The organism is Paenibacillus marchantiophytorum, from assembly GCF_014640555.1.
Lineage (GTDB): Bacteria > Bacillota > Bacilli > Paenibacillales > NBRC-103111 > Paenibacillus_E > Paenibacillus_E marchantiophytorum.
The window spans coordinates 240,389-266,026 of the sequence record NZ_BMHE01000004.1 but is presented as its reverse complement, the minus strand read 5'-3'; the positions used below and the strand labels follow the sequence as shown (position 1 = coordinate 266,026).

Here is a 25,638-nt window from a genome sequence, read left to right as displayed (position 1 = left end):
AAAGGAGAAAGTGAGTCATGATCAGACGTGGATCGGTTATTAAAGTTAAACCAGAGTGCCTCAAAGAATATGTAAAACTACATGCGAATCCATGGGAAGCTGTTAATCAAAAGATTAAACAATGCAACATTCAAAACTATTCTATTTACTACAAAGACGGCTATTTATTTAGTTATTATGAATATACAGGAAACGATTTCGTTGCGGATATGCAGAAGATGGCTGAAGACCCCGCGACGCAGGGATGGTGGAAACTGACAGATCCGTGTCAAGAACCGCTGGATACAAGAAAAGAGGGAGAATGGTGGGCTGCAATGGATGAAGTCTTTCATTTGGATTAGCATTGAATTTTTCTCTGCTTTTTCTGCTAAATCCAAATATCTTGAAAGAATTACCGAAAATTGATGAACTATTCGTAACTTTGAAGATGGTACACTAATCTTGTTAAAAGTAAATCGATATTCATTGAGGAGTAGAGACGCTATGAACTTCCATTCTATGATGCTTCCTGTACCAACGACAAATGCTATATTTCAGTTGAATGGTTACCATGTATGGTGCCCGACGGTGGCAAAAGGTCCTGACGGACGCTATCATATGCTATTCTCGTGCTGGCCTTCTGCGAGCGGGCATGATGCATGGGTGTCCCAATCCATAGTAGGCTATGCGGTTTCGGACAACCCGCTGGGCCCCTTTGAATTTCAGAACATCGTTCTGCAGGGCAGCGGAGGCAAGGGGTGGGATGCCGATGTCATCCATAACCCGACAATGATCGCTTATGGGAATAAGTATTATTTGTACTATATGGGCAACTATGGAAATGGCGAGTATTGGGATCATCGCAATCACCAGCGAATTGGAGTAGCTGAAGCCGATCATCCGGGAGGGCCTTGGCGTCGCTCGACACAGCCTGTAATAGATGTTAGTCCTGGATCCTGGGATCATTTAGTGGTCAATAATCCTACAGTAGCCGTAACGGCGGAAGGTAAGATCGTAATGGTGTACAAAGGCGTAGGGCAAGGCGAGTTGCCTAAAGGGGGAGCAGTTGTTTGCGGAGTAGCCGTTGCCGATCATCCGCTGGGTCCATTCCGCAAGGTGGCTGGCCCTATTATGGTCAATCCTGAGAATGATTGGTCAGTGGAAGATCCTTTTATTTGGTTCCAGGATGATCGCTTTTATGCGCTCGTCAAAGACTTTCAAGGATATTTCACGGGAACAGGTGAAAGCTCTGTCGCGCTATTCGAGTCAGGAGACGGCATAGATTGGGGGCCATCGGAGCATTCACTTGCTTTCAAACGTGAAATTGCTTGGTCGGACGGTACGGTTCAACCCGTAGCGGCAATGGAACGTCCGCAGCTGCTGTTTGAAGATGGGTGTCCTATCGTTCTATACTGCGCGGTTGCTGTCGATCCTGACAGAGAGATTTGTTTTAATGTTAGTATTCCATTGAAATCGTCGGAAGAATGAGTGCATGCTCATATTTAGGGAACGGCTATTATCATATCAGAAACGTAGGCAGCGGAGATTTATTGGATGTCAGGGGAGCGTCTTCATCCGATGGTGCCAATGTTATTCAATGGCCGAGCAATTACGGGTGGAACCAAGAGTGGGAACTTGTTGGAACTGGTGAAAAGGACCCGGTGAAAAATTAAAAACCGAGGCAGTGGCAAGTACTTGGATATGGCCTCTTCCAGATACGAAAAAAAGACGGTTTTTTGTAGCTATTTTTAGCATTCAACAAAAACGGGGCGTCCAGCAGTCAGTTTTCACTGACTTTCTGGACAGCCCCGTGGCGTTATTAATGAGCAATAATCCATCGCTGATTGGCGCCGCCCGTATAATCCCACTGGATAGCCTGCCCGCCGTCGGATGTCGACCATCCCGACATATCCAAGTACTTGCCGCTGCCACGGTTAATAATGTAGGACGAATGACCCCTATCGATACCGGTTGGGACAACTTTCCACTCTTGGTTCAGCCCGCCATTATCCGGCCATTGAATCACATTGGCCCCATTTGACGTAGACGCTCCGCTGACATCCAATAAATCTCCGCTATTTACGTTTCTGATGTGATAGTAGTCATTGCCTAAACTTTCCAAATACCACATTTGATCACTGGCCTCGGAACCCCAGGTATAGGACCATTGTATAATACTCGCACCGTCCGCTTGTTTATCCCATCCACTCACTCCTAATATTTTACCACTATTTATATTTGAAATGTGCTGAGCTACCGGCGTGCCAGTAGCATGCGTCGTCTGAGTAAATGCAGCAGGCGCTGCGGATCCAATAAATACAAGTGCCAGAATCGCTATCAACCATTTCCTCATGAGTAATCGTTTCATAAGATAAGTTCACTCCTATCATATTTTTTTACTAAGTTGCCGACCTAACTCGTTCAAAAAATAGATTTAATGGCCAGAAGACAGTTCATGCTACTATCGCGCTTTTAGCGTATGGAGAGTTTGCGATGGTGATGTCACCTCCTTTGGCTTAGAAGTAAGTAAAATTAAATAAAGGAAGAAAATTACTTTTAAAGTATATATTGCTTTTAAAGGGAACGTCAATCAAATCTTGAAGAACGATTCTGCAACGCATTCACATGTTAGGTTTGTTTACCTCCTTCCCCCAAAGCCATGAACATTTTTGTCATGCAAGTAAGGAATACCCCAAAAATATCAATGAAAAGAGCAATGCTACTAGTGTAAGATGAAATTGAAATTAATTCCAAATAAAGAATTTTCAAGATGATTACATGATTCCCGCACCAAGATGCCTCACGATTTGTTGCCAGTCTGTTTCTAGTCGCCTATTTATTTTCTTGCGGTCAATTTTCAAGCTTAGGATTGAAATTATGTATCAAGAATTTGGAGGAAGATGATTATGAAGCATTCAATCGTTGTTCCAGTCAATCAGGATTTTAACATTCTAACTTTGTTTACGGAATCCCTTATGAAGAGCATTGGTCCTTCGTCCCAAATCATATTTATCAACGATGGTTCTGGGCAAAAGGTTCAAGAGCTGCTGGAGCGGCTTCAGCGGGAAGCGCCTGCTGGGGTAAAGATCGAAATTATTCGTCATGAATATCCAAGAGGTTGTGCGGTTTCGATTAACGAAGCTTTGTCCATGGTCGAAGGTGACTATATTCATTTGCTTGATTCCGATATTATTCTTAATCCGAATTGGCAAGAGAAGATGGAGGCAACACTGAACAGCAGCCCGACGATTGGGATGGCCGGTGGCGTGCTGCTCTATCCGCAGACGGGAGGCATTCAGCACTGCGGCATTACGTTTGCTGATACGATTGGACGGCATTTGTTTCTGAATGCGACGCTGGAAGACATTCCGCAGGAGATATTTAACGTGCAAATGGTTGTATTTGCGATGTTCGCGATGAAGCGGGAAGTATTTGAGAAAGTCGGTTATCTGGACGAGAAGTTTTTCAACGGTTATGAAGATTTCGACTATCAGATGAGAGCGAAGGTCGCCGGTTATTCAACCGTTATTAATCCGGAGATTCGTGCTTACCACTGGGAAAGAAGCAGCGGCATTCATCGAAGCTTCAATCGGAAAAACAACTTGGCAAGGTTTTGGAAAAAGTGGGGAAATGATATATATAGTGATATTTGGGATTTTACGTTTTCTAATTTAAAAAGTCGGCTAGCTTCCAACAATTTAAAACACGGATTGGCCTTCACAGGAATTGACTTGGCTGAGGTGCGCAGCGATGCGGAGACGTTCTGGGATCAACTGCGAAAGTCAGGTTTGGTGTCATTGACGGATGTGCACGATTACTCGAGTCGCTTTCAGTCCAATGGCTCGATCTGGCTCCCGCAAGTGCTGGGCAAGGAACTAATCCATTCTTCGTCAAGACTATTGTTTCTGGTGGATAATTTCACTCGGTTACTCGACAACCGATATTGGATTGAGATACGGCGCAATGCCTCGTCTGAGGATTTAATCATTGATTTATATGGAAATGTCGTTATGATCAACCAAATTTACGAGAGCTGCTGGCCAGGGACGAAGGTTCGATAGTCAGGGGGTGTAATAATGGAAGAGACCATAGAGCAAATAAATTTTACTAGGAGCTTGGAATGGCTGGAGCAAGCTGCTGCAATTATTCCCGGCGGCTGCAGCACGCTTGCCAAAAGTCCTGAACGGTTGTTTCCGGGTTATACGGCATTATGTTGTGCGGAAGCGAAGGGTTCGAGATTTACAGATTTGGATGGTCATGTATGGTTAGATTGCGAGATGGCCATGGGGACGGTGTCCTGGGGGCATGCCCGAGAAGAAGTGAATGAGGCCATTATCAGGCAGCTGGCCAAAGGAACGAGTTTCTCGACAGCGTCAGACTTGGAGTTGGAAGCGGCTAAGCTGATATTGAAGCGATTTGGCGGGCGCTACAAGTCATTGAAGTTTGCGAAGGGTGGAGCAGACGTCGTTAGTGCAGCAGTACGTGCGGCCAGAGCCTATAGCGGCAAGTCGAAGGTTATTGCAACGGCTTATCATGGTTGGCACGATTGGTCTTCTTACGGTTATTACGGGCAAGAGGACGCAGCGCTGGGAATACCTTCCTCTATCCGTGATACGACAACCTGGGTGAATGGCGGTTCACAAGCCATCATGGATTTGTTGGCTTCGGAAGCTGACAATGTGGCTTGTATTGTACTATGTCCGAACGAGTGGGAGAAGGAAGAACTGAGCAAAGTTGTAGCTGACTGTAATCAGCGGAAGGTAACTGTTATTTTTGATGAAGTCACGTCGGGGATAAGGATGGGCAAGCAGGCAACGGCAGGTGAATTCGATGTTTGGCCTGACATCCTGTGTCTGTCCAAAGGAATGGCGAATGGACTGCCACTGGCTGTCATTATGGGCGGTGATCCTTGGATGACCTTGCTGGCTGACATCAAGTTCAGCTCTGCCCATGCCAGTGAAGCGATTGCTTTCGCAGCGCTTATCGCTTGCGAGGAGTTGATGGAGCAAGCGCCAGTCTGGCCGAGCTGGCGAGACCCTGCATCTTCCATGATGAAACAGCTGAAAGAACTCATGGTGTCGCTCGAATTGCATGATCTCGAGCTGCAAGGAACTTACGCAAGTTTTTGTATACGTCAGCCAAGCAAGCCTCATTTCTATCAAGATCCGTTTCGCGAGTTTTTAGTTAAACATCTGGCGGCAGATGGCATTTTTAGCAAAGGTTATTTCGTGTTTTCTGATTCTCATACCAAGGATGATTTCGATTGTGTCCAGACGTCGATTGAGTCTGCCTTGCGATTATGGCACGAAGCCAATGAAGCACTTGCGAATGATAAAAGGAGGAATGAATGATGAAGGCACTGGTATATACGGCTCCCAAAACCGTAGAACTGATGGAGATGGATCAACCGGAAATTCAATCAGCGACACAGGTGAAAGTAAAGATTTATGGATCAGGTATTTGTGGAACAGACTTAAACGTCATCAAAGGAAAAATATTTGCCAATGCGGGCACGGTTATCGGGCATGAAGGGGTAGGCACGGTGGTTGAGGTAGGCGAGCGGGTCAGGAGCGTTAGCGTAGGCGACCGCGTTATTGTTGATCCGACACAAGCTTGCGGTGTCTGCCACTTTTGCCGCATGAGTCAATTTTGCTACTGTGAAAATTTTGAAGAGCATCAGGTAGGAATGACGATTCACGGCACTTTCGCGGAATATTATGTCGGAGAAGAGAAATACATGTACAAGATACCGGATACGATGAGCTGGGAATCGGCCATGCTGATTGAACCGCTCGGTTGTGTGCTCAATACGTTCCTCAAAGCAAATATTAAGCCCAGTGATTCGGTGCTTGTTCTGGGTTCCGGAGCGATCGGATCTTTGTGCCAACTTGTTAGTAAGCGTCTTGGTCGACTGACAGTCGGGACAGAGCCGGACGATTACCGCCGTAGTTTTGCAAGCGAGATTGCCGATCATGTGTTCCATCCTGCGGAGATGACCGCCCAATCGGTCTTGGCTGTGAACAATGGTCGCAAGTTTGATATCGTCGTTGATGCGGTAGGCAATCAATTGCATATGGCGCTTGATTATATTGGAAAAGGCGGACGGATTATCCCGATGGGCTACAACGAGCAGTATGAGGTCACCATTCGTCCAACCGATTTCATCAATAACGGTGTGAACATCATCGGGCAGGTGGCCGTTCATCAAATTGTTGGCATGGCACTTCAGTTCGCCCAAAGCATGCCTGAACTGGAACGGATGATCACGTCAAGGGTGGCGTTGGAGCAATATGAACAGGCATTCAACGAAACGATGGGTTACCATATGCGTACAGGCGAACTGCGTCCGATGAGCTCAGTGAAAACTATTTTAGTATGTTAGGGTGAAAGTATGAACTTTGCAAAGTTTCGTCAGCTCCCCGACAATCCCCGGTATTCCATCTGGCTGGAGCCGTTGTGGGCGATTCCTGGTACGATTGTTTTGTTTTATGCCCCCTTATATATGAAGGGGGCAGGCTTGAGCGACATTCAAATCGGTATTCTGAACTCGGTTAATTTGTACTTCTCTTTCATGTTTCAGATGTTTGCGGGAGCTGTGACGAATAAATGGGGCAGAAAACGGACGACCCTTCTGTTCGACCTCATATCTTGGAGTATCCCGATGTTTATTTGGGCATTTTCAAACAATTTCTGGTTGTTTCTCATTGCCTACTTATTAAATGCAAGTTCCAAATTTGTCACCGTCGCGTTCAATTTGCTGATCATCGAGGATGTGGATGAGAAGCAGCGATCACTTGTCTTTGCCATTATGAATATGATTATTATTTCCGCTGGCGTATTGGCCCCTCTTGCAGGAGGGGTTATTCACAAATATGGCATTATGCCGACGATAAGCGTCGTTTATTTCATTGGTGGCATCAGTATGACCGTGCTGTTCGTGGTACGGAATTACTTGACCAAAGAGACTGAGGCGGGAGAAGTGATGATTCAGGCGTATAGCGATACCCATATTATCCGTGGGGTTGTGCAAAGTTTCCGCTTATTCGGTCAATCGATGCGCAATCGCCAGATGTTGCCAATTATTTTAATAACGATTATTTCGAATATTATTCTACAGCTGAACTTTTTTCAGGTTATTTATTTAAAAGAGCAGCTTGGCTTTGGTGACAGGATGATCTCCTGGATTCCTTTCATTACGGCTGTAACGACGATACTTGTATACAGCGCAGCCATGCCTCGAGTGAAAGAACGCAATGAAGCATCGTATGTGAAGCTGTCGTTAGCTGTTTGTGCAGCAGGATCGTTGCTGTTTTTATTTATTCCTGCAGGCAGCGTGCTCATGCTCATTATTGTGACAACCGTTCTCGCGGCTGGAACTTTTTTGCTCTTAACTTTCAGGGATTCCCTTCTCATGAACAAGCTTGGGCAGTATGACAAAGCGGATTTGTATTCATCCATCCAAGTCGTCATGTCGATTGCAGCGATTCCATGGGGGTATATTTCCGGGCTCGTTTATAACTTCAAGCCTTCTTTGCTGTTTATTATTATTTTTATCGGCTATGCCAGTTTATTGGCCTTGGCTTACCCTATAGGTAAAGGGAACGGCAAGCGGGCCCAACAATCACTAACGATGGGAGAAGAACAATGATTTCAAATCTATTTGCTGAAGCAACAAGAAAACAACTGGAGTGGCTCAATCTTCCAGAGCGATATACGTATTCCGAGGATGGCGGACTTGCGATTGAAGCCCCGCCTAAATCAGATTTTTTTCAAGATCCGGCGGGCAGGCATTTTGCCGACTCAGCACCGTTCTTGTACTGGCCTGCTGGAGATTCTTTTGAATTGACAACACGGCTTCGTGTCGATATGCGGCATATCTATGATTCCGGTTGTTTAATGGTCATGGTGAATGAACGAAACTGGGCCAAGTTGTGCTTTGAATTCAATGGTCAACATGCGACTATCGTGTCTGTCGTTACAAGGGATGGCGTATCCGATGATTGCAATTCGGAGCGTGTAGCTGTGGAGAATCCTTACCTGCGCGTTATCAAACAAAACGAATGTGTTACTTTTTCGTATTCACACGATGGCGTCAATTGGACGCTCATTCGATACTTTGGCATGCAGAACTCCGAGGCATGCCTGGCGGGAGTTGTGGCGCAGTCGCCGCAAGGGGCAGGCTGCTTGGTGGAATTCGACTATTTGGCGTTCCAAGATGCGCATAACGAAAGCCGATTTTAAGTTAAGTCTGAGGGGGGGATATAAAATGTTGAAAGCCGCTATATTTGATTTTGATGGCTTGCTGCTAGATACAGAAACGCCGTGGTATCACGTGTTCAAAGAGGTGTACGCCCTGTATGGCTTGGAGTTGCCGATGGAGCTATGGGCGCGCCATGTCGGCTCTTCTTTAGAAGCTTTTAATCCCTACGCCTATTTGAAAGAGCATGCAAATGAGCCGATTGATCTTGTACAGATACAGTCGCATTTGGAAATGAGATATGAGCAGCGAATGGAAAATGCCCAGCTGAGACCAGGGGTATTGAAGATATTGCACAAGGCGAGTGAGCGCGGTATCAAATTAGCCGTTGCTTCAAGCTCGGCTCACGACTGGGTGAGCCGTTATTTGAAATCGTTTGGGCTGATGTCGCTCTTCGATGAGGTGGTTACATCTGATGATGTGCAGAAAGTGAAGCCGGATCCTGAGTTGTACAAACTGGCGATGCGCAAATTAGGCGTAAGCGCATTTGAAACGATTGCTTTCGAAGATTCACCCAATGGCTTGAAGGCTGCCAATGGGGCAGGCATCCGGTGCATCATTGTACCCAATGAGGTCACCAAGGAACTGGAATTCCCGCAGTATGAGAGAAGACTTAATTCCCTGTTGGAATTCGATCTCGATCAGTTCATGTTCCAAAACGGGCGGTCCGATCCGGCGTAAAAGAGGATGTAATCTCCCTACCTTGACGAATCAACATACAGATTCGTCCGGGTTTATTTTATTTTGCCAACAAAATTTATCAATTGAAAGCACAAAAATTATCATGTGAAAGCGTGTCCAATCTCTCTAGAATTAGGCTTACAAAGGATGATCTAAGGGGAAAACTTAGTCATTACATCATCATAGATCAAGGAATGAGGGGTAGCAAGTGAGTAACATGATGCAAAAGAGAGTGCTTGTAATTTCTTTTCTGGCGTTGCCGGTTGGATTATTGCTGTTATTTCTGATTTACCCAACAGTGAAGCTGTTTGAATACAGTATGACTGACTGGAATGGGATCAGCAGGGGATTTCATTTTGTAGGATTTGAGAATTATATGAAAGCGCTCAAAATGTCGCAGGTTTGGCAATCGCTTTCGAACAACTGGCTTTATTTTATCATCCATGCGCTGTTGATTCCGTTTGAGATTTTATTAGCGGTTATGCTAAATGCCAAAATGAGAGCCAGTGAATTTTTTCGCTCTATCATCTTATTGCCCTACATTATTAATGGCGTCGCTGTCGCTTACATTTTCAGCTATTTGTACAACCCGGTGAACGGGCCGATCAACGAGCTGTTAACAGCTGTCGGTCTCGAAGGATGGATTCATAACTGGTTGAGTGATGTGAAAATTGTAAACTATTCGCTTGTTGCTATCTCGCTATGGCGGTTTGCAGGGTTTCATATCATCTTATTTCTCGCGGGTGTCCAATCTATTCCGAACGATCTGTATGAAGCCGCTACCATTGATGGAGCAAATAAAATACAGCAGATTCGTTTTATCGTTCTGCCTGGTATTCGACGTGTCATTGAAATTATCTTGTTCCTGAATATTCGCGGAGCACTCCAAGTATTCGATATTCCTTTCCTGGTTACACAAGGCGGTCCGGGAACTTCCAGCAGTACGTTCACCATTTTTACCATCAATACAGCATTTAAGTTTAATAGTTATGGGTTAGCGTCGGCAATGGCGATTATTTTGATGGTTATGATCATCGCATTCAGTTTCATTCAAAACTTATTGATCCGTGAGAAGGGAGAAAAATCATCATGAGCATGTCCCAAACAGAGATTGCCATCAAGCCAAACAAATTGGAAAAGGCTAAAATGCTTTCCCTCCTCGGTAAAACGCTTTATTATGTCATTCTCGCTCTCATTACATTAATTATATTCGTGCCGCTGCTTGTCGTTGTTTTCGCTGCTTTCAAAACATCGCCGGAGCTCGCTGCAACATCGCCGTTTTCATTTCCGAAGAGCTTGTCGTTTCACAATTTCGCCGTTGCATTCGAGAAAGCGAACATGCTGGTTGGATTGATTAACTCCCTTAGCGTTACGGTATCAAGCGTTGTCATTAATGCCATCCTCGGAGCAATGACGGCATTCGTGTTGAATCGATTTAATTTCCGTTTCAAAAAAACGATCTTTCTGTTATTTATTGTGGCATCTATCGTACCTGCCTATACAACAGAAGTAGCCCGTTTTCAGACCATTAAGTCATTAGGATTGTATAACACAATTTTTGCTCCGCTTATTATTTACGCGGGTACGGATTTGATGCAAATTTTCATTTACTTGCAGTTCATTGAGAAAATATCCAAGCAATTGGATGAAAGCGCACTTCTGGATGGCGCCTCCTATTTCCGGATTTTCCGCTCCATTCTTTTCCCGCTCTTGCTTCCGGCAACGGCTACGCTGGCGATTATCAAAGCCGTTGATATTATGAATGACATGTATATTCCCTATCTGTATATGCCATCTAAGAAGCTAAGCACGTTATCAACCGCTTTGATGACGTTTGTAGGCGAACGGGGTACCTACTGGAATGAGCTATCAGCCGCAATTATTTTGGTCATGATTCCAACCCTTGTGATTTACTTGGTTTTGCGTAAGTTTATTTTTGCCGGGCTCATGGATGGTGCGATGAAAGAGTAGGTCTGTTCGATTATACAATATGGGGGTATATGCAATGATTAATGACAAACTGCCATACATATATTATGGCGGCGATTATAATCCTGACCAATGGCCTGAAGAAGTGTGGCAGGAAGATATGAGATTGTTTAAACTGGCGGGCATTAATATCGTGACGCTGCCTGTGTTCAGTTGGGCGAAGCTGCAGCTTTCGGAGGATGTTTACGATTTCGAGTGGCTGGATAAAATCATAGACACCGTTTCGAAGGAAGGCATTTTCCTGTGCTTAGCTACCTCAACTGCAGCACAGCCTGCCTGGATGTCGCGGCTGTATCCTGAAGTGCTTCCCGTCGATATTGACGGGAGAAAGCGAACGCATGGCTCTCGCGTTAACTTCTGCCCAAACAGCAATGTGTACCGGAAGTTCTCTCAGCGCTTGGCGAGCAAATTGGCAGAACGGTACGGGAATCACCCTTCTTTGCTTGTTTGGCACATCGGCAACGAATATGGTCCGCATTGCTACTGCGACACTTGCGCCTCAGCTTTCCGAACTTGGCTGCAAAATAAATACGGTTCTTTAGAAGTCGTAAATAGTGTGTGGAACATGAGTTTCTGGTCTCATACGGTCTATGAATGGGATGAAATTGTCCTGCCTACGAATTTGAACGGGAATAATAAATGCTTCCAAGGTATCGCACTGGATTATAAGAGATTCATGTCCGATGCGATCTTAGAATGCTATCAAGGCGAATATGACACGATTAAAGCGATCACGCCGGAAATCAAGATTACATCGAATATATGGGGACTTTTTAACGGTCTGGATTTAAAGAAATGGGCAGATCGTATGGATGTTGTCTCTTGGGACAGTTATCCTCAAATGAATGAGCCGATGAGCAACGTAGCGATGAGACATGATTACATGAGAGGGCTAAAAGATGGACAGCCTTTCATGCTGATGGAGCAGACGCCAAGCCAGCAGAACTGGCAGCCCTACAATAGTCTCAAAAGGCCTGGTGTTATGCGCCTTTGGAGTTATCAGGCGATAGCGCGTGGAGCGGATACGGTGATGTTTTTCCAATTGCGCCGTTCTGTCGGCGCATGCGAAAAGTATCACGGAGCTTTGATTGCTCATGCGGGTCATGAGCACACAAGGGTGTTTAAAGAGTGTACGCAATTGGGACAAGAGCTGCTCGCATTGGGAGATACGCTGCTGGATTCTGTAACAGAGTCCAAAGTAGCGCTGCTGTTTGATATTGATACATGGAATGCGGTAGAAATGACCAGTGGTCCGAACGTTGATCTCGATTATCTCAAGCAAGCGCAGAAATACTACAAGGCATTCTATGATTTAAACGTTAATGTAGATGTCATTAGTCCGCTTAGCGACTTTTCCAAGTATGAGTTAGTAATTGCTCCAGTCATGTATATGATGAAACCTGGCGTGAGCGAACGGCTGAGGTCATTTGTGATCATGGGGGGAACGTTCGTTACATCATTCTTCAGCGGGATTGTGAATGAGAACGATCTTGTCACACTCGGCGGCTATCCAGGTGAATTGCGTGACCTGCTGGGGATTTGGGTTGAGGAAATAGATGCGCTTCAGCCAGATATGACGAACACCATTATCATGCCCTCATCGTTCGGAAAGCTTCGAGGAGAATACGAATGCGGACTCTTATGTGACTTGCTCCATCTTGAAGGAGCAGAGGCTCTTGCCTTCTATGGACGTGATTTCTACGCTGGCATGCCGGCAGTCACTCTCAATAAATTCGGGCTGGGAGAAGCGTTCTATGTAGCAACAGACCCTGATCCTAAATTTTTGGCGGAGTTCAGCCAAACGCTGTGCGAGCGCTTGAATTTGCAGCCGGCTCATCAAGCACCTTATGGTGTTGAGATGAAGAGCAGACAGAAAGAAGGAAGAACGTACACGTTTGTCTTGAATCACAATGCTTATGAATCTGTGATTTTATTAAATGAAGGAACTTATAAGGATTTATTGTCTCACCGATTCTACGAACGTACGTTGGTGCTAGAGCCGCAAGGGGTAGCTATTTTGGAAGAATTGTTCTTATGATTTCCTAAGGGAAGGCAGTCCTGTCTTCCCTTGATTTTCCTTCCTATATTTAGGAGGCGAATGGAAGTATTAGGCTGTTGACGCAGAAAGTATTTAAACTTATGATGACGGTAGTTGATGTCGTATTCTGCCGAAATTAGGGTTAAATAGTTAGTGAAAGCGTAACAACTTTGACACACTGGGTGTCCCAGTTATCCCGTCAGATGTGGGAATATGTAATAACATGCCTAGTTGTTACTTGATAACCGGGGGGGGGAACCCAGCAGTGAGTATGTTTAAAAAGAGATGGCCAATTACATCGATCCTTTACGTGATGTTTTTTTTCGTTATTGTGATGCCTATTGTGTTGGTTGCGTTGTTGTCATTACGAAAGTATACCGATATTTTGCTGACGAATATTACCTCGCGTACGATGCAGACATTGGAACAAGTATCCTATACCATTGATCAGGAAAAAAGCAGATATATCAGGACGGTTGCCGCTATTGCCTCGGATAATAATGTCATTTCCCTTGCCACTTCCTTTCATCGCAGCACAGAATCCAAAGATCAATTCAACTATTCCTTCCAATTAGAAAACCAATTGAAAAGTTACTTGCACGATATGCCAGATGTTGTTTCGGCGATGTTCGTCTATCGCGACGGGGGCGCCTACTTTTTTGAGGGTACGCATTTTCATAACATCGACACGCGGATCAACGAAAATTATTTGAAGGCGACGCTGCTGTATCACAAAACGCTGCAAAATCAAGGGCGAGTACAGTTATTCGGCTCTGAAGAGAATGTATTGATTGAGTCGAATGATAAATATATTTTATCGGCAGCCATTGCTCCTACGTATGAAAGGTCATTTAGCGATGTTGAAATGATCTATTTTGTGATACAAGCCAAGGTGTTCGAGAACCTGGCTGAATCCACGTCCAATCAAAACGGCAGCTTTATTATCCTTGATGGAAACGGAAATATCATGTTGGATACGAGCAAAGATAAAAATCAAAACATCGAAAAGCAAGCGATCGAACAAGCCCAAGATAAGAAAAGCGGCAACTTTAAAACAATGGCTGATAATGAACAAATGTCTGTTACCTTCCTGACTATGGAGCGAACGGAATGGAAAATTATTTATATTACTCCGTATGATCAGATGACTTCCGAGGTCAAGCAAATTTATAAATTTATTATGAATGTATCTGCGGCTGGCTTGGTCATCTTTTTGATTGTATCCTTTTTTCTAGTTCGTAGTATCGTAGGTCCAATCAAATCATTAATCTATCAAATGAATAGAATGAAAAGCGGTTCCTTTCAAGTTAATTTGGACCTCTCAGGGCCATTGGAAATTTATTCGTTAGGAAAAACATTTCAAAATATGACAGTGCGCATCCAGGAGCTCATCGTTGAAAGGCAAGAACAGGAAAAGCTGAAAAACCGTGCAGAGATCGATGCGCTTCAATCGCAAATTAATCCGCACTTTCTGGTGAATACCCTTAATGCCATAAAAATAATGGCGATGCTGTCCAAAGCCACGAATCTGGTTGAAATGACGGATTCTCTGATCAAATTGTTATCTTCTACCTTCCATCGCGGCGGCTCTTACATTCAATTGTTTGATGAGATGCAGAGCCTGGAGAAATATATTCATATTATGAAAGTTCGTTATGGTGACCGCTTTAAGGTTGAATACGATTTAGATGAAAGTGTGACAGACACTTACATTCTCAAGCTGCTTTTGCAGCCTATTTTGGAAAATGCGATTATTCACGGATTTTACGGCAAAGAAGCGATGGGGATCGTCAAAATTACAGGCAGAAAATATAGCGGTCAACTCGTCATGACAATCACTGACAATGGCAAGGGCATGGAGCAGAAGACGATGGAAGCTTTGCTGCAAGAGAAAAAAGTGGAATCGCTATGCGGTATTGGTATTGCCAATGTCAATGATCGGATTCGCTTAAATTACGGAGAACCCTATGGGCTCGAGATTAACAGTAAACTGGGTGTTGGAACAGAGGTCACTATCGTATTGCCCCTCTTGACCAATAATCCGGATCAACCTTCGATTAGCTTGACTGACGGAAAATCTGCTTAACCCGCTCATTACCGGCAGCGATAACGTTAATTTATCCAGAAGAATAGAGAAATGGATAAAGGGGGGCGTGTCATATCCTATGAAATTTTGCTTATACGATACCAAATATGATCGAATTATTCTCATCGAAAAAAGCTTTCTTTCCGCTTTGGAGTTGAAGGATAGATTTGGGATGTCTGTAGATATTGCCATTCTGCCAATCTTGTCAAAGAAAGAATACATGTCTTTTCCCAGTTCGTTTCGCGGAGAAGTTAGCGGTCGTTCTTACTTACTTTACGAAGTTCCAGGTGTCATCGAGCAAAGGTATGATCAGGTTATTGTTCAGGAGTAAAACGGTCATATCGGCTTTTATTCAGATTGGGGATGAAAAAAAATGTTTAGAGTAATGATCGTCGATGACGAGCCGCTAGTGAGACTAGCCATGAGTGCGATTATTCCGTGGAGTGATCTGGACTGCGAGGTGGTAGCTGAGGCTGCAGATGGTCATGAAGCATGGGAACGAATATCGGGGCAGCAGGACGTTGATTTAATGATTGTCGATATGAGCATGCCGATTATGGATGCCCTTACGCTCCTGTCCAAGCTGCAGGAAGCGAATTTAGCTAACTCGCCAGTGAGTATTGTGTTGAGCGCCTATTCAGACTTTGATTTCGTGCGAAAAGCGTTTCTGCTAGGGGCTGTGGATTATATTATGAAAGCTGATCTTGATCCAGAACATATCGTTCCGGTCATTGAGAAAGCGCTTATTCAGTTAAAAGAAAAAACGATTTCTTCCGCAAGAATGAGTAAAACCAATAGGGACGCCGATCTCAAGCAGCGAGAAATATGGCTCCGCGGACTGTTATGCGATAAAGATTATCTCTATAGTCCCAATCTGGCGCAGGACGACTCTTTTTCGAAATGGATGCTCCAATTTACGAACTTTCAGCATGTCCTTGTATCCGTGATGCCGGATAAACAAAATCGGATAACGGATATGCCGCTGCAAGGCGGTTCGGACAATGATGAGCATGTAGGCAGGATTATTAAACAAGGGATGGAGATCGTCAAGCACCCCTATGAATTACTGCAAATTAATGGGGATGAATATGCCATTCTTCTATGTTATGAGTCATCGACAAGCTTCTTGAATTTGCGGGGACGTGTAATTGAACTCCTCGATTCTTTGCGCAATACGGTCAAAAACTTTATTAATGTTTCGCTGTCCATCGGAGTAGCGGAGTCATGCACAGACTGGAAAAGCTGGCATCTTAGATATAGTCAGGCGAGCAGCCTGGCCAATCTGCGATTCTCGGAAGGCCCTGGGCGCGTGTATTATTCTGAAACGGTAAGCGTGAACGAAAGACAGCTGCCTACGCCGTATGATTACTCGGTGATGATGTATCTCATGGATAAGGGAGACCGCAAGTGGCAGCAGCAATTGTACACGGGGTTAAGTCAATTGAGCGATATGCCCCATGTAACGTTGGAAAGCTCGCTCCCTATTTATGAAGAACTGATTTGGAATATAGGCGCATTACTGCATGCAAAAGGGATGAATTGGACGCATGTGATAGAAACGCGGCGAAGACCTTACGAAATTGTTGAACAATTCACGTTCCGTGAAGATTTACATGAGTGGATTGAGAAGCTTGTATTTCGCCTAGCAGATTTGCTGCATCCTGACAAAATACGTGAAGAAAACCCGCAGCGGTTAGTGGAGAGAGTCAAGCGTTACGTAGAGAAGAATTATTGCAATTCAATTACGCTTGGTCAAGTTAGCGAATGGGCACAAGTGACAGAGAGCCATCTCAGTAAACAGTTCGTCAAAGAAACGGGTGAGCATTTTATTGAATATGTGACAAAACTGCGGATCAATGAGGCAACAAGGCTAATCGAAACCGACATGAAAATGTATGAGATTGCCGTGAAAGTGGGGTATGAGAACCCGGAACATTTCAGCCGTGTGTTTAAAAAATATCGGGGGATGAGCCCTCAGAAATACCGGGACAACTATGCAAGAAAAAAAGAGTGAGCACAAAATTTATCAAACTAATGACTAAATATATCAATGAAAGCGTATTCCGAATTTATGTAAGATAAGATTGTAAATAAGAACTTACGTAATCTTGAGGGGGTTAAGAAAGACTATGAAAAAAAGACTAGTAACATCTGTACTTTCAATTGCCTTGACGTTTGGATTAGCAGGTTGCAGCACCAATACGACGACTACTGCGGGTAGCAGCGCTTCACCTGCTCCCACGGCAGCAAACAACACGAAAGAGAATGCGATTACATTAAAACTTGCGATGTGGGATAGCGATAGCGAATTCCTGGATAGCTGGACTAAAAAGGTCAAAGAGTTTTCCACCGTTATGCCGAACGTGAAAATGGAAGTCGAAACGTTCAAAAGTGATGGCGATTACTTGCAAGCGATGAAAGTAAGATTAGCCGCTAATGAGCTGCCTGATATTATTGAATTGAAGCCGAATTTCATCAGTGATTTCAAAGCGGAACTTCTTCCACTGAATGACCTGAGCGTTACAGCCAAAAATACGAAAGCCAAGCAATATGCTGTTGATGGTAAAATTCTAGCTTTGCCTGTTATCTCGTTCCCTGAACTTGTTTACTATCATCCGAGTGTATTTAAAGAGCTGGGCTTAAGCGTTCCAACAACGTGGGAGCAGTTTGTAAGCGTATTAACGACGATCAAAAAGAGCGGGAAATATCAGCCGTATGCCATGGGTGGCAAGGATTCCTGGCCGAACTATCCGTTTAACGAATTCATGCCGATATTAGCATCCGGTGACGCAAACTACTACGACAAAATTGCCGGAATGGACAAACCTTTTGATAAAGGTACGCCATTCTATAAAGCTTACACGGATATTCAAACCCTGTATGATGCCAAAGTCATGGGCGCTGATCCGCTAGGTTTGAGCAATGACCAAGCAACAGGATTGTTTGAAGCGAAAAAGGCAGCAGTGATTGCTGCAGGACTTTGGTACTTGCCGCAATACAAATCCAAAGTTGGCAACACGGATGACTTAGCAGCATTCGCACTGCCAACTCGTCATTCGGAGTCGGAGCCGCTGAAAGTGATGACTTTCACGGATAACTTCTTCGGTATTTACAACAAATCCAAAAACGCAGAAGCAGCTAAGAAATTCCAAGAGTGGATGTTCTCCTCGGATGCTTACTCCTTCTATGTGAACAAGAAGCAAGCGAACTCCGTTATGGAGGGTGTTAAAGCCGATGTTCCGTTCCTGACTGAGTTCTACAAAGCTAACAAAGTGGAAGAATTCAGCTTTCTTCCAGGCGGAGAGAACTTCAATAAATATGTAAACTCGATCCAATTGGATTGGAAGAAGCTTGGTCAAGAAATGATGGGCGGAACGCCGCTGGATAAGATTGCTAACGATCTGAATGATAAATGGACAAAAGCAAGAGCAAGTAAGTAAGGTTCACGCTTGAGAATGGGAGAGGGATGCAGGGCATCTCCTCCCCTTATTATGGGGAATTGATGTAAATCAAATCCCGTTTTTTTTGAAAAGCCCGGTAAGCGTTTCCAAATTATGGTTCCGATGGTTATGCCATCAAAGAAGGAGGTTATCTGAATGACTACAAAAGTTGGAAGAAAGTTATTTGCTTCATGCCTTGCTTTGTCTTTAGTATCACCGGCATTTTACGGGTTAACGGCGCAAGAGGCGAGTGCGGCAACGACTACGATTGATCTAGATCCAAGCAACATGCAGCAATCATGGGACGGATGGGGAACATCGCTCGCGTGGTTTGCCAATATAACCGGGGGCTGGGAAGATACAACCAGAAATGCACTGGCCGATGCGCTTTACTCTCCAGCAGGATTGAATTTAAATATTGCCAGATATAATATTGGCGGCGGTGAAAATCCTGCTTACGAGACGATGCGCCAAGGTGGCGAAGTTCCGGGGTTCTCACCATCCCAAGGTGTATGGGATTGGTCGCAAGATGCCAATCAGCGTTGGTGGCTTCAAGCCGCGAAAGCAAGAGGCGCTAATCAATTGGAGGCGTTCTCAAATTCGGCTCCCTACTATATGACGGTCAGCGGAAGCACAACGGGAAATAGGGATTCTGGGAAAGACAACTTGAAACCAGAGGAATATGATAATTTTGCTGCCTATATGGCGGGCGTTGTAAAGCATTTCAAAGAGAATTGGAATATTGATTTCAATTACCTTTCCCCTATGAACGAACCTAACACAAAGTACTGGGGATTTAACGGGGGCCAAGAAGGTTCGCATTATGACGTTGCCTCGCAAATGAAGCTCATTAATACAACCCGCGCGAAACTGGATGCTGAGGGTCTGCAATCCGTTAAAGTTGCGGCCATGGATGAATCGATTCTTGATACCTTCGTATCCAATTGGAATTCGTATGATGAAACTACGAAAGAGAATGTCGGGAAAATGAACACCCACTCCTACGGCGGTTCGGATCGATACGGAATCAGAAATCAAGCCAAAGCGGCGGGCAAGCCGTTATGGATGTCTGAAGTGGATCTTGGTCCTTCAGGAGTTGCTCATAATCACGACGATTTTGAACCGGCATTGGCTTTATCAGAAAGAATTATGACGGACATCACATGGCTTGAGCCTAAGGGGTGGGTCCTCTGGCAAGCGATTGAGAGCGAGAAAAACATGCAGAAGGACAAGGAGAATATGAATTGGGGTCTCCTTCATGCTGATTTCGATACGCAACAGTGGTGGTACACGAAGAAGTATTATGCTATGCAGCAGTTCAGTAAATTCATCCCACAGGGCTCCAGATTCATCGCAGATAACAATGACAACACGTTAGCCGCTTATGATCCTGCCAAGAATAAAATCTATGTTGTATACAGAAATGCAAGTGCGACTAATGAAGATATTTCATTGAACATGTCTCAGTTTAATACGGTCACCGGGAATGCAACGCCTTATGTATCCTCTGCCACGGAGAATGTCGCCCAGAAGGCAGATGTACCCGTCTTGGATAAAACTCTCCACACAACCGTTGGAGCAAAATCGATTACAACCTTCGTCATTGACGGAGCTTCCTATACAAGCAGCACGGTTATTCCTCAGAGCGAAATGAGCGCGACGGCAAGCAGCGCTCAATCCGGAGAAGAGCCTGCGAATACACTGGATGGGAATAACTCAACCAAATGGCACACGTCTTGGGATCCTTACGATGGAGGTCCGCACACGATTACTTACGATCTTGGAGCATCTTATGATGATGTCTACCAGGTGCGCTACTTACCAAGGCAAGATGCCGATTGGAATGGCGTTATTACCAAGTATACGGTTGAAGTGAGTACTGATGGTACCGTTTTCAATCCTGTTGCACAAGGCACATGGAAGAATGATAAGTCGGAGAAAACCGCAACTTTCTCGTCGGCATCTGCAAGATATGTAAGGTTAAAGGCGGATGAAACGAACGGATCGGGAGCCCAGTATGCATCGGCTGCTGAGATCAATATTATGAGAAAGTCCAATTTCACAGCAGATACGCTAGCACTCGCGAATGCGATTACCAGAGCTGATGACTTTATCGAAGCAAATGCAGCAAGTGTAGACACAACGAAATTGAAGACGTTAGTTGACGAAGCCACTGCGGTTAAATCCAACACGTTTGCGAGCCAGGAAGACATAGCTCAGATATTAATTAAACTAAATGCTGAGTATAGCTTGGTGTTCAAGTCCGTTGAGACTGGGATCATTCCGCAAAGCCAAATGACGGCAACGTCTGACAGTTCGGCATCAGGTGAAGGACCGGGGGGGACGCTGGATGGAGATTCCGGAACGAACTGGCACACGGCATGGGACAGCTCTTATTCGGCACTGCCGCACTCCATTACTTTTAACTTAGGCAAAGCGTATGGGGGTGTTAATAAGCTGAAATACTTGCCGCGGCAAGATGCTGATTGGAATGGTGTTGTTACTAAGTTCGAAATATCCGTGAGCACTGACGGTACCGCTTTCACCAAAGTGGCTGAAGGAACCTGGGACGCGGACAAAACCGAGAAAACAGCAACCTTTGACGCAAAGGGCGCATCTTATGTGAAGTTCACTGCGCTTGAGTCAAGAAGCGATGCGGGCAAGCAGTATGCATCGGCTGCTGAGTTCAACATCTTCAACAAGAATGGATTTAGAATCGACAAGACCAGCCTTACAGGAGCGATTAGCGATGCCGATGCGTTCATTCGCGGCTTCCATGAAGATCATTCCTACCTTATTGATGTGCAAAAGCTGCTTGATCAAGCCCCAGCGCTGCTGAGTAGTCCAACAGCGACACAGGAAGTACTCGATAAGCTAGCGGGCCAAATTAGAGCCGAAATGGCAAAAATTAATGTCGGTGAGAAAATGATTAACGGGATTCGGCTCTTCTATGAACCGGAAGCATATCAAGGGAATCCTTCCAGTCTCATGCTGGATAACAACAATTCAACTTTCTACGAATCAAACTGGGATGGAAATGGAAGGAAATATAAATCAGGCGATTATATCATTATAGATTTGGGACAGAGCATTGCAGATGTTGGCAAGATTTTGGTTACACCAAGGCAAGATAAAGCGAACGGCAGAATTAAACAGTTTAAAATTTATTTGAGCGATAGCAATTTATCGGGAAAAGCGTCAAATGGCACGCAAAAATATCTGGATGACAATTTCCAATTTACAGCAAACGGCACTTTTGACGCAACCAGTTCAAGTGCTCAATCGGCTACATTCAAATCGGGCAAAGCGAGATATGTTGCCATTCAGGCCATAACCACGGGTGGTGACGGCAATACGCTCAGTACAGCAGAAATTGCTGTTAGTCAGAAGCGAGGAACTGCTTTCAACACAAGCAGCTTGCAAACTGCTATTAACCGCTTGCGGACGGTTTCGGGGATAAGTCCTAAAGTGGAAGCTACGATTGAAAATCAAGTTGCAGAGATAGGTGCTCTTAGCGACTTAACGGAGGAAAGTATTGCCTACTACACTGGAGTTCTGCAGGATTTATACAATTTATATCTGAGCTTGGGCAAAGTCGATTCCATTGAAAGCGGTAAATTATGGCTGGATACGGAAGGCGTGCCGATTCAGGCTCATGGCGGAGGAATTCTGTATAACGAGAAGAACAAAATGTACTACTGGTACGGCGAAGACAAATCGGCAGATAATGTGGGTTCGGGTTATGTACCAGTAACAGGCGTTCACGCATACTCTTCTAAAGATTTGTACAACTGGAAAAATGAAGGGATTGTATTGCCGGTATTCAACAACCCGCAGCTTGGCAAAGATGAACTGCCTGCCGGAGATCTGCTATTGTACTTGAGCGAAAATTCGGAGACGTATAAGACTAGCGGGGAACCATTCGACCCTAAGCGTGTTGTTACGATTACGAACAGAGATGGCGACTATACTAAATCAATGAAATCGCCGATCAATTCGTTGAGCAAATATAATTCGAATGAACGCATAAATGAGCTTAATGCCTTGTATAAGGACAAAACGAATGCCGAGAAGCAAGTAATGTATAAAGATTTCAACTGGGATAAAGTTGTTGAACGTCCGAAGGTTGTTTACAACAAGAAAACGGACAAATATGTGATGTGGTGGCACCAAGACGGACCGATCGCTGGTGAATATTGGGCGGCGGAAGGCGGCGTTGCGATCAGCGATTCGCCAACAGGTCCATTTAAATTTCTGGGTACATCCAGATTGCCCAATAATGGATGGGGCGGCGGCGAAGGCGAAGGCATGCTGCGCGATATGACGTTGTTCGTCGATGATGACGACAAAGGATACCTCATCTACGCATCCGAAGGTAACGGAACGGAGATTGTTATGCAGTTGAATGATGACTATACCGGACCTGCGAAGAACGAGAGAAACCAGTCGCTGGAAGGCGTTCACTGGGCTAAAGCTGTCTGGAATCATCGAGAGGCTCCGGCGATCTTCAAGCAAGACGGCGTGTATTATATGATTACCTCAGGTACTAAAGGCTGGGAACCAGTAGCAGCCCAATATCATAGAGCGACCAATATTTTAGGTCCATGGGAAGATAAAGACAACCCGGCCAGGGGCTATAATAACGACAAGACATTCTTCAGTCAAAGTACTTTTGTGCTTCCGTATAGGGATGCAAATGGAGATATCGTTTCGAATAAGTTCATCTTTATGGGGGATCGTTGGAATGCTTCGAATCTAAAAGATTCCAGATATGTATGGCTGCCGATCGATGTGAACACGCAAGACAATACAATTGGATTCTGGTGGCAAGATGAGTGGGATTTCTCTTACTTCCAGCCAGGCAAGAAAGTGATTTTCAACAGTAATGGTGGTGACGCGGTTCGAACTATTTTCGGAGTGTCGGAAGGTTCGAAAATAACGAAGCCAACGGATCCGACAAGAACCGGATATCTATTTGCAGGCTGGTATCAAAATTCAGCCTTGACTATTCCATGGGATTTCACAGTGAATACGGTTCAAGGGACAGATATTACGCTTTTTGCGAAATGGGAGCAAACCGTAGTAACAACTGTATTGCCGGTAAGCGTTGTTACAGTTACTTATGTTAAACCTGTTCTGCCTACGGAGGTAACGGTCGTTTATAACGATAACGCTACGGCCAATAAATCGGTTCAATGGAACGCGATTGATCGTTCTCAGTATGCGGCGGTTGGCATCTTTACCGTGAACGGAGCCGTAGATGGCACATCCATACTTGCTGTTGCTAACGTGACGGTAACAGAAGGAGTCTACTACGAGAAAGAAGTGCTTAAAGCGCTTATCGCGAACGTTAAAGGCAAGCTGAATATAGCCGTGGAAGGATCGGAAGTCGGCAAGTATCCGGTTGGTTCGAAACAAACATTGCAAACGGCCATCGATCAAGCACAGCAGGTTGTAGATAATGATTCTGCGACTAAGCCGCAATTTGAACAAGCAACGGCATCTTTGAACGCTGCACTGCAAGCATTTGAAGCTTCGGTGATCAAAGAGGTGCTCGTACTAAGCATCAAAATTGATAGCGCATCAGATGTCATTAACTTAAATGGTGGAAGTCTTCAATTATATGCTTCGGTGTCACCGACAACTGCCACGAATGCAACAGTGACATGGGCTGTATACGAGAGAGACGGTACGGCAACGGATAAAGCGTCCATCAATCAATCCGGCGTATTGACTGTTTCGAAAGTCGGCGTAGTGAAAGTGGTGGCAACAGCGAATGACCGTTCAGGAGTCGTAAGTGAGAAATTAATTTCAATCACTAGCGACCAATATCGAGGTGGCGGCGGTGGCGGCGGTGGCGGCGGTGGCCCAACTGCACCAATCGAAAAAGAAGATCCAGCGCAATATGTGCTGAAAGATTCGGAACTTCGGATTGACCCTGCACAAGACGGGCAAACAGCTGTAACGGCGATCATCAATCGTGAACGGCTAGCTCAGAAATTGGCAGATCTCCACAAAACAGCAAATAGTTCTGTTCTCAATTTTGAAATTCCTGGAGAGCATGCATCGAACGCCATACAATTGCCGCTTCAGGTCTTGTATAACGGGTACAAAGAAAATCCAGGAACTATTTTGACGGTACACAGTCATTTAGGCACGTATGATTTGCCGCTTTCGATCCTCAAACGTGAGGATGTTGCGAGCCTTGCTAATGCGGAAGACGCAAGTCTGATCGTTCGCATGGATAAAGTGAAGGCGCAGCATAAAGAGCAATTCGAACAATCGCTTACAGATAAAGGTCTGGAACGCGTAAGCGATATTATCGATTACAAAGTGATTCTGAAAACCAAGGACAAAGAAGTAGAGATTACGAACTTTGGCAACAGCTTTATCACACGTGTAATGAACGTAAATGGTGTCATTCAAGATTCTTCCGCTGCTACAGCGGTAGCTTTTGATCCGGTTACTGGCAAACTGCGGTTTGTACCGTCTGTGTTCGCCGTGAAAGACGGCAAGACTGAAGTGACGGTTATCCGTAATACGAACAGTATGTACACGATCGTTGAAAACAAGAAAACATTTGACGATATGAAAGGACACTGGGCGCAAAAGGATGTTGAGAATCTAGCTTCCAAAATGGTGATCGACGGAACAACGGATCGCACGTATACGCCGGAAATGCAAGTCACTCGGGCTCAGTTTGCAGCACTTCTCGTAAGAGGACTGGGGTTACCGACGGAAACAACGCCATCTGTCTTTACAGATGTTGCTGCCACACAGTGGTATGCATCAGAAGTAGGTACAGCCGCGAAGTACGGCTTGGTTCAAGGTGTAGGCGAAGGCAAATTCAACCCGGATCAACTGATTACGAGAGAGCAAATGGTCGTCATGATGATGAAAGCTGTTGCGCTCGTTCAGGGAGAAGCGAAACCGGAAGCTGCGACGAATACCTCATTTGCCGATCAAGACCAGTTGTCGGACTATGCCCGCGGCGCGGTAGCAGATGCCGCTGACAAAGGATTGGTACATGGGAAAACAGCAACAAGCTTTGCTCCACAAGATGTAGCCACTCGCGCAGAGGCTGCGGTCATTATTAAACAAGCGATGCAATATTTGAAATTGATTAATTAGTACCAAATAGCTCGATAATCTGATCTCGGTTCAACTA

The 25,638-nt window shown here is 45.0% G+C and carries 18 protein-coding genes; 17 read left to right on the top strand and 1 reads right to left on the bottom strand.

Annotated elements, in window-relative coordinates; translation table 11 throughout:
- The first annotated feature begins 17 nt into the window (after positions 1-17).
- The 3 genes from IEY34_RS06585 to IEY34_RS37705 all read left to right on the top strand — a co-directional run bounded on the left by IEY34_RS06585 (position 18) and on the right by IEY34_RS37705 (position 1,652).
- Positions 18-341: an L-rhamnose mutarotase gene (locus IEY34_RS06585; RefSeq protein WP_189009366.1), complete on the top strand. Its 324-nt coding sequence runs from the start codon at positions 18-20 to the stop codon at positions 339-341.
- 142 nt (positions 342-483) lie between these two features.
- Positions 484-1,467 carry a glycoside hydrolase family protein gene (locus IEY34_RS06580; RefSeq protein ID WP_189009363.1) on the top strand — a complete coding sequence of 328 codons (984 nt, stop codon included), beginning with the start codon at positions 484-486 and terminating at the stop codon, positions 1,465-1,467.
- Positions 1,464-1,652, top strand: coding sequence for an RICIN domain-containing protein (locus IEY34_RS37705; protein ID WP_189009360.1), 189 nt, complete (start codon positions 1,464-1,466; stop codon positions 1,650-1,652). The genes IEY34_RS06580 and IEY34_RS37705 overlap by 4 nt, the downstream gene beginning before the upstream one ends.
- 146 nt (positions 1,653-1,798) lie before the next feature.
- Here IEY34_RS37705 and IEY34_RS06570 read toward each other — a convergent pair whose 3' ends face one another.
- The gene (locus IEY34_RS06570) at positions 1,799-2,347 is read right to left on the bottom strand and encodes an RICIN domain-containing protein (RefSeq protein ID WP_189009357.1); all 549 of its coding nucleotides are present in this window, start codon (positions 2,345-2,347) and stop codon (positions 1,799-1,801) included.
- A gap of 538 nt (positions 2,348-2,885) precedes the next feature.
- Between IEY34_RS06570 and IEY34_RS06565 the strand changes: the two genes are divergently transcribed.
- The 14 genes from IEY34_RS06565 (at position 2,886) to IEY34_RS06500 (ending at position 25,601) form a co-directional block, all read left to right on the top strand.
- Positions 2,886-4,040 (top strand): glycosyltransferase family 2 protein, encoded by a 1,155-nt coding sequence (locus IEY34_RS06565; RefSeq protein WP_189009354.1) that lies wholly within the window; start codon positions 2,886-2,888, stop codon positions 4,038-4,040.
- Positions 4,041-4,055: 15 nt separating this feature from the next.
- Positions 4,056-5,330 carry an aminotransferase class III-fold pyridoxal phosphate-dependent enzyme gene (locus IEY34_RS06560; RefSeq protein WP_189009351.1) on the top strand — a complete coding sequence of 425 codons (1,275 nt, stop codon included), beginning with the start codon at positions 4,056-4,058 and terminating at the stop codon, positions 5,328-5,330.
- Positions 5,330-6,361: a zinc-dependent alcohol dehydrogenase gene (locus IEY34_RS06555; protein WP_189009590.1), complete on the top strand. Its 1,032-nt coding sequence runs from the start codon at positions 5,330-5,332 to the stop codon at positions 6,359-6,361. Before IEY34_RS06560 ends, IEY34_RS06555 begins: the two co-directional genes overlap by 1 nt.
- Before the next feature lie 9 nt (positions 6,362-6,370).
- Complete coding sequence (locus IEY34_RS06550) at positions 6,371-7,627, top strand: MFS transporter (protein ID WP_189009348.1); 1,257 nt, start codon at positions 6,371-6,373, stop codon at positions 7,625-7,627.
- Positions 7,624-8,220 carry a DUF1349 domain-containing protein gene (locus tag IEY34_RS06545; RefSeq protein WP_189009345.1) on the top strand — a complete coding sequence of 199 codons (597 nt, stop codon included), beginning with the start codon at positions 7,624-7,626 and terminating at the stop codon, positions 8,218-8,220. The genes IEY34_RS06550 and IEY34_RS06545 overlap by 4 nt, the downstream gene beginning before the upstream one ends.
- A 25-nt stretch (positions 8,221-8,245) precedes the next feature.
- Entirely contained in the window at positions 8,246-8,917 is a 672-nt protein-coding gene (locus IEY34_RS06540; protein WP_189009342.1) for an HAD family hydrolase, read from the top strand.
- A gap of 217 nt (positions 8,918-9,134) precedes the next feature.
- Positions 9,135-10,010, top strand: a complete 876-nt coding sequence (locus tag IEY34_RS06535; protein ID WP_229757504.1) for a carbohydrate ABC transporter permease — start codon at positions 9,135-9,137, stop codon at positions 10,008-10,010.
- Positions 10,007-10,888: a carbohydrate ABC transporter permease gene (locus IEY34_RS06530; protein ID WP_229757499.1), complete on the top strand. Its 882-nt coding sequence runs from the start codon at positions 10,007-10,009 to the stop codon at positions 10,886-10,888. The genes IEY34_RS06535 and IEY34_RS06530 overlap by 4 nt, the downstream gene beginning before the upstream one ends.
- A 34-nt stretch (positions 10,889-10,922) precedes the next feature.
- Positions 10,923-12,944 carry a beta-galactosidase gene (locus tag IEY34_RS06525; protein WP_189009336.1) on the top strand — a complete coding sequence of 674 codons (2,022 nt, stop codon included), beginning with the start codon at positions 10,923-10,925 and terminating at the stop codon, positions 12,942-12,944.
- A 271-nt stretch (positions 12,945-13,215) separates the two neighbouring features.
- Positions 13,216-15,030, top strand: coding sequence for a sensor histidine kinase (locus IEY34_RS06520; RefSeq protein WP_229757503.1), 1,815 nt, complete (start codon positions 13,216-13,218; stop codon positions 15,028-15,030).
- Between the two features lie 79 nt (positions 15,031-15,109).
- Positions 15,110-15,361 carry a hypothetical protein gene (locus tag IEY34_RS06515; protein WP_189009331.1) on the top strand — a complete coding sequence of 84 codons (252 nt, stop codon included), beginning with the start codon at positions 15,110-15,112 and terminating at the stop codon, positions 15,359-15,361.
- Positions 15,362-15,403: 42 nt separating this feature from the next.
- On the top strand, positions 15,404-17,044 hold the full coding sequence (locus IEY34_RS06510) for a helix-turn-helix domain-containing protein (protein WP_189009328.1): 1,641 nt from the start codon (positions 15,404-15,406) through the stop codon (positions 17,042-17,044).
- Between the two features lie 115 nt (positions 17,045-17,159).
- Positions 17,160-18,470, top strand: coding sequence for an ABC transporter substrate-binding protein (locus tag IEY34_RS06505; protein WP_189009325.1), 1,311 nt, complete (start codon positions 17,160-17,162; stop codon positions 18,468-18,470).
- Between the two features lie 156 nt (positions 18,471-18,626).
- The gene (locus tag IEY34_RS06500) at positions 18,627-25,601 is read left to right on the top strand and encodes a discoidin domain-containing protein (RefSeq protein ID WP_189009321.1); all 6,975 of its coding nucleotides are present in this window, start codon (positions 18,627-18,629) and stop codon (positions 25,599-25,601) included.
- The last annotated feature ends 37 nt before the right edge of the window (positions 25,602-25,638 follow it).